Annotated in this window: 7 protein-coding genes; 4 read left to right on the top strand and 3 right to left on the bottom strand. The window is 64.5% G+C overall.

What is annotated here, in order from left to right; all coding sequences use genetic code 11:
- Positions 1 to 493 precede the first annotated feature (493 nt).
- The 3 genes from IQ292_RS09545 (at position 494) to IQ292_RS09535 (ending at position 2,581) form a co-directional block, all read left to right on the top strand.
- A complete protein-coding gene (locus IQ292_RS09545) occupies positions 494 to 925 on the top strand; it encodes a hypothetical protein (protein WP_203310072.1) in 432 nt (143 codons plus the stop codon).
- A gap of 97 nt (positions 926 to 1,022) precedes the next feature.
- Positions 1,023 to 2,171, top strand: a complete 1,149-nt coding sequence (locus IQ292_RS09540; protein ID WP_203310071.1) for a site-specific integrase — start codon at positions 1,023 to 1,025, stop codon at positions 2,169 to 2,171.
- A gap of 74 nt (positions 2,172 to 2,245) precedes the next feature.
- Positions 2,246 to 2,581 (top strand): helix-turn-helix transcriptional regulator, encoded by a 336-nt coding sequence (locus tag IQ292_RS09535; protein ID WP_203310070.1) that lies wholly within the window; start codon positions 2,246 to 2,248, stop codon positions 2,579 to 2,581.
- Positions 2,582 to 2,650: 69 nt separating this feature from the next.
- Here IQ292_RS09535 and IQ292_RS09530 read toward each other — a convergent pair whose 3' ends face one another.
- Positions 2,651 to 3,430: a hypothetical protein gene (locus tag IQ292_RS09530; RefSeq protein ID WP_203310069.1), complete on the bottom strand. Its 780-nt coding sequence runs from the start codon at positions 3,428 to 3,430 to the stop codon at positions 2,651 to 2,653.
- Between the two features lie 65 nt (positions 3,431 to 3,495).
- Positions 3,496 to 3,957, bottom strand: a complete 462-nt coding sequence (locus tag IQ292_RS09525) for a hypothetical protein (protein WP_203310068.1) — start codon at positions 3,955 to 3,957, stop codon at positions 3,496 to 3,498.
- Positions 3,958 to 4,452: 495 nt separating this feature from the next.
- Between IQ292_RS09525 and IQ292_RS09520 the strand changes: the two genes are divergently transcribed.
- Positions 4,453 to 4,854 carry a hypothetical protein gene (locus IQ292_RS09520; RefSeq protein ID WP_203310067.1) on the top strand — a complete coding sequence of 134 codons (402 nt, stop codon included), beginning with the start codon at positions 4,453 to 4,455 and terminating at the stop codon, positions 4,852 to 4,854.
- A gap of 128 nt (positions 4,855 to 4,982) precedes the next feature.
- On the opposite strand, the gene IQ292_RS09515 is transcribed toward IQ292_RS09520, so the two are convergent.
- A complete protein-coding gene (locus tag IQ292_RS09515) occupies positions 4,983 to 8,756 on the bottom strand; it encodes a hypothetical protein (RefSeq protein ID WP_203310066.1) in 3,774 nt (1,257 codons plus the stop codon).
- Positions 8,757 to 8,769: the final 13 nt, after the last annotated feature.

Genomic DNA, 8,769 nt, shown 5'->3' with positions numbered 1-8,769 from the left:
ACTATGCTGCCGCAAACATCGTCGATATGGCAGCGTGACTCACATCCAACGGCCTCCGGCAAACCCGGCGCGGTTCAACAGGCTGGTGCGATGCCGCTCTCAGTAGATGACGTGCTGGTCGCCATCCGTTCTTTGCCTGCAGAGGAGGAGCTTACAGCTTACCGTTGCCGAGAAGGAGTAGCAGTTAGTCACGCTAGCGAGGGTTGGTGGCTCCTTCTGCCGGAGGCGGAACATCGTCCAGATGTAGTCGAAAAGGACAATGCGTCCCTTGAACGCAGAGAGCGGGGGGCGAAGGTATGCTGATGCGCATCTACTCCCTTGGCAGCGCGTGTTTCGGGATTGCCTCGCGCATCGGAAGGAGCGGCCTAGGCGTCGGGCGGTCAAAGAGGCGCCCCGCTCTTGTTCAGCTTACCTTATTCCGCTTTGTGGTGATCCTGCCCGGCGGCGGCCTCAATGGGCGGGGCCGCTCGTGAGTACGTCGGCGCAACCCTGCATGATCGCCGTCGCTTTTAGCAGCGGAGGCGACGTTGCGATGTGGCTCGCAAACCTCACCGCGCTACAGGTGGAGCAAGTAGAGCGGATGCTGGAAAGCCTACGCCAACTGGGACATGTTGCCACCTACGCTGCAGGCCCGCTTCGCGAACTAGGCTGGGTTGACCCCATCGAAAGATTGAGGTTTCGCTGCGGTAGCCTCGCCGTTGATGCATGCCTCAACGCATCTGCCGATCGCGATCAGGCACCCCCAGGCTATTTGATGCCGGTGTGGCCATTCGATCACGAGATTGATGGCAGCCCGGCATCGACGGCCCAGTTCATTGGGCTCGATTTGACGGTCACCGCGTCACCAAGTTTCGACGAGGAAATCGGAGTGGCGCTTCCAGGCAGAGCTGGCCTCTGGCTGATCCACGCTCGTCCTATGTTCTGACGCCTTCGGCCGCAAAGTCCCCCATCGACCCTCAACAGTAGATTGTCGCCCCGCGCTGATCCGCGGGCGACGCCCTTTAGCATCGGAGAATATCGTCATGCCCGCGTTGACCCGCGGCTTGGCGTCGAACCCGCCGGCAGTGCCGGCCGGGAAGGCGAAATTGCGCCTGTTCGACGACAAGCTGATTGGCTTTTTCATGGAGGTCCGCACCTCCGGAAAGGTCACGTACTACTGCCGTTATAATGATGCCCGCGGACGGCAGCGCGAGGTGAGGATTGGCCGTCACGGCGACGTGACCGTCGACCAGGCTCGCAAGCGGGCGCAGGAAATCAAGGCTGCCGCGGCTCTTGGGGGTGATCCCGCCGCCGAGCGAGATCGCTTGCGATCCGTGCCAACGTTCGGCGAATTCGTCGAAGGCCGCTACCTCCCGCACATCAAGGGGAAGTTGCGTTCGTATCGAGATCAGGAAAGCTTCTTCCGTCTTCGGCTGAAGGCAGCGTGGGGTAATCGGTACCTCGACCAGATCCGTCCGGGTGATGTCGCCGAGTTCCAGGAGCGATTGACCCGCGAGGGTCTGTCAGGCGCCTCACGGAACCGGTACACCGCCTTCATCAAGCGAGTCTTCAACATCGCCTTGCATTGGGAGGTGTATGAGGGGCGTAATCCGGCTCAGCGAGCGCAAATGCAGCGTGAGCATGGGCGCGAGCAGTTCCTGACGGACGCGGAACTGGTTGCTTTGTTCAAGGCGCTCAATGTCGAGCCAAGCCGGACAGCCGCATGCGCGATCGCGCTGCTTGCGGCGACCGGGGCACGCCGAGGCGAGGTGCTTGGCGCTCGATGGGAAAACGTCGACATAGAGCGGCGCATCCTAACTGTGCCAGCGGCTTCGTCGAAGAGCGGGCGGACTCGTTACATACCGCTGTCGGACGCAGCGATCCGCATCCTTCAACGGTTACCCCCTACCGAAAGCCCGTGGGTGTTCCCCGGCACTGATCCGGCAAAGCCGATCAGCGACCTCAAGAAGGTGTGGGTTCGAGTGAAAGCGCGCGCCGGCATCGATCCGCGCTTCGTGCTTCATCAACTGCGTCATACCTATGCATCGCGGTTGGTTGGGCAGGGGCGAAGCCTCTACGAGGTGGGGCAACTGCTTGGCCATGCGTCGACAGCGATGACAGCCAGATACTCGCATCTGGCGCCTGCACGACTTGTCGAGGCAGCCAATCTGGCACTCCCCGACGGCGTTTGATCGCTCGCAAGCAACGTCAACATCACGGCCCCGCGGAGACCTTCCGGGGGCCGTTCTTTTTTGGAGCTTATCCCATGTCGGGCATTCAGAAGTTCAAACTCAAGGCGCGAGCATCGCAAACCTCCAGCCGGCCCGAAGCGTCGCCGGCCACCGCGCAGCCACCGGTGCGCGATGCTGATCCAATTGTGGTGGCAATGGAACAGGCATCGGCTGAGGTTCCGATGCTTCTCCTGCCCCGAACGGTCGGCGAGATGCTCGGTCTGACCGAGCGGACTTTGGAGCGGTGGCGGATTACCGGCGAGGGGCCGAGGTACGTCAAGCTGAGCCGAAGCACGGTTCGTTATCTGGCTGAGGATGTGGCCGCGTTCATTGCCGCCAGCCTTCGGGCAAACACGGCGCAGGTATCGTAGGTCGTCACGCAGACGGATCCCCCAAAAAAGATGACCCCAGCCGCTCATTGCGGCTGGGGTACTGATTAATCAAAAGGAGGGCACCTTCTCGGCGGGTTTGCGCCTCTCGACATCGGCAGCGAAGCGCTCTGCGTAGGCTTGCTGCCGTGCGGGATCATTGCCAATCAGGTCGAGGTGACGGCTGCTGGGCGACGCGACCAGCAGCGGGTATTTGGCGTCGTTGTACTGCTCGCAGTCGGGTGCCTTGATCGTGCACCAGCGTAGCTCGTTGGCGTCTTCGTTCACTGGCTGGCCGTACTTTGCCACGGCTCGGCGAGCGAACTCCGCTGACGAAATCGGCGCGCCATCCTTGGCCCAGTAGTTGATCTCGTTGACCCGGGGCCCCTCGGGCAACGCAATCAATTTGACGCTGATCTCTTCCTTACCCTTGTTCCAGAGCAATTCCTTTTCGACGTGCTCGTTGAGGCTGCCCTTGTAGTCATACGTCGTGTGCCATCGGTACACGATCGTCGCGGCGTACGAATCCTGCGTATCGCGGGGGCCTGCGTCGACGTAACCCGCTGCGCGCAGCGCGGTCTGCGCTTGCCGGACCGTCATGCCGAGGCGGACGCCGGCAATGTCGAGATTACGCGGGTCGTTGCGATTAGCCGGATCGGTCGGCCCTGCTGCTGGCTCGTAGGCGAGGGGAGGCGTCAGCTCTAGCAGCACCTTCCGCTGCTGGTTGTTGGTTGCGACCGCGTCTACCAGCCGCACCAGTGATCGCCCAAGATCGTTCGTCTGTGCAGCTAGGGCGCTTGGCACGGTCACGGCCACAATGATGGGGAGCGCGATAAACAGGCGGTGTATCATGGTAGGTCCTCGGTCATCGTTCAAAGGGAAGCCGTCGGGCTCTGTCGCGATGTTAAGGAGGCGGACTACATGGCTGTCCCGCTGGCGCCCTGGCCGAATTCGGCTGGCTTGGCTGTGACCGAGATCATGCCATCCTCGTAGGTGCCCTCGGAGCCACCGGCCTCGAATGCGATCTTGTCACCGTTGCGCCGCATTGTGCCGCGATCGTCGCAGCCGGGGATTTCCTGTCCGGGCAGCGCGCGACCATTACGCGCTCCGACAAGCACATGTGTTCCGGGGCACGCGGCTCCGCCGATGATGGTGACCCAGGCGACACTCTCCTGCGGCAGTTCGAAGACGCCGATCAGCGAGATGCCAGAGTTTGCCGCCACCGGTTGCGGAGCGTTCGTCCCGCTCGCGGTGAAGCGGGCAGGCTTGCCGTTGACGGTCAGCATGTCGACGCCGTCGACATTCTCGATGGCGAAAAGCCCCTGTTGTGCCGCAACCTTGGTGAGTGGCGCGCCGGCGTCGCCAACAGTCGTGAGCATATCGGGCCCAGCGGGTGCAGTTGGTGTGGGCGCGATGCCGCCACTAGCTGCCGTTGCTTCGGTAGCCGTGTCCGCCCGATTTGCGACGGCTTCGTTCCGCTCGCTGCAACCGCCTGCAGCCAGCATTACGACAGCAGCCGGCATGCAAGTCCAGACAAAGCTTCTTTGAGATTTCCCCATTTTACCCCTCTTCGGTTCCGGGGGCGCGGCAAAAGCCGGATGTTCAGAACCTGCAGGAACCCTCCAGGCGCGGACGCCTTTGGGCCGGAGCCTTGGACATGCGCGCCCGCCACCCGGCCGTGAAGCACGACCAGCGGGTTCCTTTCTGGGGTTCTGAAGCCCCACCCCCATTCTCGTGGAGGCAGGGGAGGGTTTCATCGCTTCTGCCGCACTTTGCAATATGCCTCCACGATTTGCTTGCGGCTGCCTGCAGGCCGCAGAGGCCGGCCAACTGGCCGCAATATCATCTGCCCGTACTTGGACGCGGAGATGAGCATGAAGACGTTCGACAGTTTGGCCGAGATGCGCGCGTTTCTGCCCGAAGGGGCCTGCGCGCCGACGGCCGCGGTGCTGACCAGCATGCGGGATTACATCGAGGGGCCGCTTGAAGAGGCCAGCTTTACTGCGCTGTTTGGCGCAACGGCCTACCTCGTAGAGCAGGTGGAGGATCTCAGTGCAGTGCTATCATTCGATGAAGTGGACGGACGTCGTGTGTCGCTCTTTGATGCGGCGTCATGCGCCTTTGACGTTGCGGAATGGATCGATGACGGCCGGTTCGCACGCTTTGTTACCATCGAAAGCGCAGAAGGGGGGCCGCAGTACCTCATCCCGCGCGAAGTCGCCGATCAATTCAAGTCTGTCCGTGAAAGCATCGAGAGTCTCAAAGCACCACTTTGAGAAACCCGGCTGCCGCGGCGGCCGGGTTTCTCGAATTTTTTTTGAATTGCGCCCCGTCCTCTTGAGTGCGCTAAATTTCCATAACCGACCGCTTATTCAACCTTGAGGTCGTGGGTGAGTACGCCGTCTCACTCGAACTGCCCCTCGCTCCGTGCGTCCTCTTCATCCCAGCGCCGGATGTCTTCTTCAAGTCGTAGCGATGCCTCTCGCGCCCAGTTGCGGACCCGTCGCTCCGCATGGCGGGCCATCGCGGCGACAAGGGGCCGGCGCCTCACGAACCTGCTTGCAAAGGTGCCGGATCCGCTCCCACTCCAAAAGCGACGCTCCAGCGTCTCTAGGACTTGCACCGGGTCGGGTGCGGTGTCGATCAGGATGAGCGCGATCGCCGACCATTCAAGCTCGTCGGCATCCTCTACCCTCCTGAAGTAGGGGACGAACTCCGCTAGCCGATTGGCCCTTGGTCCAGGATCTTGGGCCACCCAGGCGAGTGCCGCGTCTTCGTCAAGCGCGTCCTTCGCCTCGCCGTCGTCGTCATCGCGGAAGATGCCGCCGAAGAACTCGTCAATGATCCCGTCTGGGTGCGGCGCACCGACGATCTCGTCCAAGACCACCGTCGTGAACCGGCTCGTCAGCATCATGCACAACTTGCCAAACCTCTGGCCACCTTCGTTTGAACCGCTGTGGTTGGCTAAGGCACGGCAGATGGCGCGCGCGACCGCTTCGGCTCCAGAGCCGGAGAGCGCGAGCCCCGCGAGTGTCTCCAAGCCGTGATCGGCGCGTGCGTGCGCGCCCACATAGGAACGCGTGTCGGTGACGAACTCCATGGCAAGCTCGATCAGCTCGGGCGCAACGGCGCGCTTGTCCTCCCGATCGCCGAAGATGCGCATGTGTAATATCTGCAGCGCGGTCAGCGCACCCTCGTTGCTGGAAAACAGTTCGCGCAGGAATGCTGCCAGTTCGTCCGCCGGTATGGCCTTGCTTACGCCGCCATACATCAGCGCCTCGAACTTCGGCGGGGCGACCGATCCATCGCGCAATGCGGCTGTGAACCGGCGCATGGTGGGACGGTCGATCGGCACACCGAGATGAAGCGTGACGAGCTGTGGTCCGAGTTCGGGATCACCGGCCGCGTCGTCCAGCTTGCCCTGCACCCACCGCTCGTCCCGTCCCGCCATGCCAGCGAGTAGGCCGGCCAACACGGCGACGCCGCGTCCGTCTGGCGGCAGCCGCGAGTAGCAATCTCGCGCCGCAAACCAGATTTCGTCCGGATCGCTGACCGCGTCCCCGAGCCCTCGCGCGAAGTCGTAGACACTGGTCTGACCGCTGGCGCCGATCGCCCGTTCGAGAAAATTGGCGGCGACGCCTTTGCCTGCCACGCACGCTCCGAAGCGTCGTGCGAGCCTCGCCACGTCGCGCGTGGAGCGATGCTCGCGACCGCTGGGACGCCAATGCCGCCACGGCTCGCCGAGGACGAACGCCTCGAAGAGCTCGTCTGCCGTCGCGGGCCGGAAGGCGCGCTCGAGCGCGACGACCGAGGGCACGAGCTCGAGCGACAGGCTGCCGCGACGGAAGCTTAGAGCCTCGCAAATGGCGTTCCAGCCGGCATCCCAGTAGCCGAGCCCGCGCACCGCCTTCATCGCCTCGACCGGCATGCCGTTCCCGCCGGCGCTGAGCTGCTGGCGGAAGTTGTGGGCCACCACCTCGCGTGCGCGACCGGCAGCCGCCCCCGATCCGAACGCCGCAGCGACGAGACGCTCGTAGGCCGCCTTGCACCAGGCGTCGTAACCGTCCTGGCCCCGCGGGTACCATTGCCGCGTAAGCGCGCGGGCGCCGAAGCTGATATCCATGGACGAGCTGAAGTACGTGTCCAGCATCCGGTCTAGACATTCCACCCCGATCAGCCTGACGCGCTCATCGTCGTCGTCGAGGAGCCGGTCGATGAAGGCGAGGCGCGTCTCCTGGGTCGCCAGCGTGAAGGAGAGGCGCGGCCAGAACCGCTGATGGAAATAGTCCGCGACGGAGTGACGGCCTTGGTCGCCGGATTCCGCGACGACGAATGGCAGCATCGTCTCCATGGCGCGGGCGAACAGGGCGTCGTCGTGGGCAATCTGCGCGAGCAGCATCGCGAAGTCGCGCCTTGCTTCGCACCGCACGTCCACCAGCCGCTCGCGCTTTGGACCGGCCAGGGCGCGGGCGATCGCTTCGACGGCGTCCGCCGGGGAAGCCGGTGCCAAGCGCATTAAGGCGGTGCGCATTTCGCCCTGCAGCGTTGCCGGATCCCCCAGCGCACCGCCCGGGGCGAGCAGGGTCTTGGCGAGTGACACCGCCTCCGGGACCGAGTGGAGGTAGCCAAGCCGCCGCGCGAAGGACTTAAACAGCCGGGGCGGAGCTGCCTGGAACGCCGCCAGCAGGGAAGCCGGGTCGGACCTTCGGATCATAGTGGCGGCCAGCATGTTGGCGATCGGCGGCGGCATGATGGCGCGCTGTGGTCCACGGCGCTGGGCGATGCCGAAGTCGACCAGCCGGGAAACCTCTCCGTAGAAAGCGTCCGGCCCGACCCCGGCGAGCACGGCCAAGACGGGATGCTCGACCTCGGCGTGATCCCGCGCGTCGGCGTGGAAGGCGTAGACCAGCGACGCCGCATCCGCGCATCTGCGGGCGTCCGACCCCAGCCTACCGCGATCGGTCTGGAACAGCCGGTCCAGCATCTGGCTATCATTGAGCGAGGAGATGTCGACGCCGTCGCGCGACCCCTCCGCGATCTTGAGCGCGACGCGGGCATTGCCGCCGGCGAAGTCCGCTAGGTGGGATGTCTCCGTTCCGGTCAACCAGGGACACCGCTGAGCCAGCAGGCCAGCGAGCGCCTCTGGGCTGTTGTCACCCATCCTGACGACGAGTGAGCCGTCCATGCCGCTGTCGTCGAGTTCGTGGTCGATGGTCAGCAGGCTTGTGCGACCCGCCGGCCTGGACACGATCGTAGAGACCTGGGCGTGGATGCTGCCTGGGCAGTTGTCCGCGACGATGACGGCGGTCACCCCCGCGCCCGCGAGTTGCTCGGCGAGCACTGGGACACTGATTGCGAGATCGTGGCCGACGTCGGCGTAGATAGCCGCGTCGCGGTGAAGCGCGCGATTGCCGACCCGCTCGTCGAAGATGGCTTCGGCGAAGCGCGTCTTGCCCATGCCTGAAATCCCGATGAGCCTGACCGCGCCGCCTGCTTCCCGCAACGTGTCCCGCACGGTCTCGAGGGCCTCGGCCGAAGTGAACGGGACGCCGCCAATCAAGATGCGGTCCTCGCTACTCGAGATGTAGTCGCCCGTGGTGCTACCCGGGGCCGACCAATCGCCATACGGCCGCCAGCCGGTGACGCTCCGTCCGGACCGGCTGAGCAGCCACAGGGCGACGCCTATGTGCTGGTTCGTCCAGCGCGCGATGTGGTCGGCCCCGAGGAACCGCAGCTCAATCCGTTTTCCGCCGGATACTTCCGAGGCGACCTCGCGCATGGCCTTCATGCGCTCGTCAAGCCGCGTGCCCGCCGGGTCGTCGGTCGTGAAAACGACGTACGCGCCGTCGCGCTCGGCGAGATTGGCGAACAGCGGACGTGGCCCGTCTCCCGAACGCATCTCCTTGCGCAGGTCAGCCGGGCGCATGCGCTCGGCCTTGCACTGGAACGCGATGTCGCGCGCGGGCAGCCACCCGCCCGGCGCGGGATCGCCCGTCCAGTGCAGCGCTACGTCGACGCCACCGTCGGGTGCCGTCTGGTTGCCGCCCGCACGAATGGCGGACTGGTCGATGCCGCGGTTACGTGCCTCGGCCTCGAGAAGGCGGACGAGCAGTTCCCGCAACGCCTCGTCCCCAAGTGGGGCGACGGTTTCCTTCGTGACGCGGAACGGTTCCATCACGTCAGGATGGCCC

This window comes from Sphingomonas beigongshangi (assembly GCF_016820445.1).
Lineage (GTDB): Bacteria > Pseudomonadota > Alphaproteobacteria > Sphingomonadales > Sphingomonadaceae > Sphingomonas > Sphingomonas beigongshangi.
Note: the sequence above shows the minus strand (reverse complement) of the source record. Positions and strands in the feature narration are given on the sequence as shown.

Excerpts from the sequence above, each read along its gene's own strand:
- IQ292_RS09545 (WP_203310072.1), top strand. The coding sequence starts at position 494 with ATGATCGCCGTCGCTTTTAGCAGCGGAGGCGACGTTGCGATGTGGCTC.
- IQ292_RS09540 (WP_203310071.1), top strand. The coding sequence starts at position 1,023 with ATGCCCGCGTTGACCCGCGGCTTGGCGTCGAACCCGCCGGCAGTGCCG.
- IQ292_RS09535 (WP_203310070.1), top strand. The coding sequence starts at position 2,246 with ATGTCGGGCATTCAGAAGTTCAAACTCAAGGCGCGAGCATCGCAAACC.
- IQ292_RS09530 (WP_203310069.1), bottom strand. The coding sequence starts at position 3,430 with ATGATACACCGCCTGTTTATCGCGCTCCCCATCATTGTGGCCGTGACC.
- IQ292_RS09525 (WP_203310068.1), bottom strand. The coding sequence starts at position 3,957 with ATGCTCACGACTGTTGGCGACGCCGGCGCGCCACTCACCAAGGTTGCG.
- IQ292_RS09520 (WP_203310067.1), top strand. The coding sequence starts at position 4,453 with ATGAAGACGTTCGACAGTTTGGCCGAGATGCGCGCGTTTCTGCCCGAA.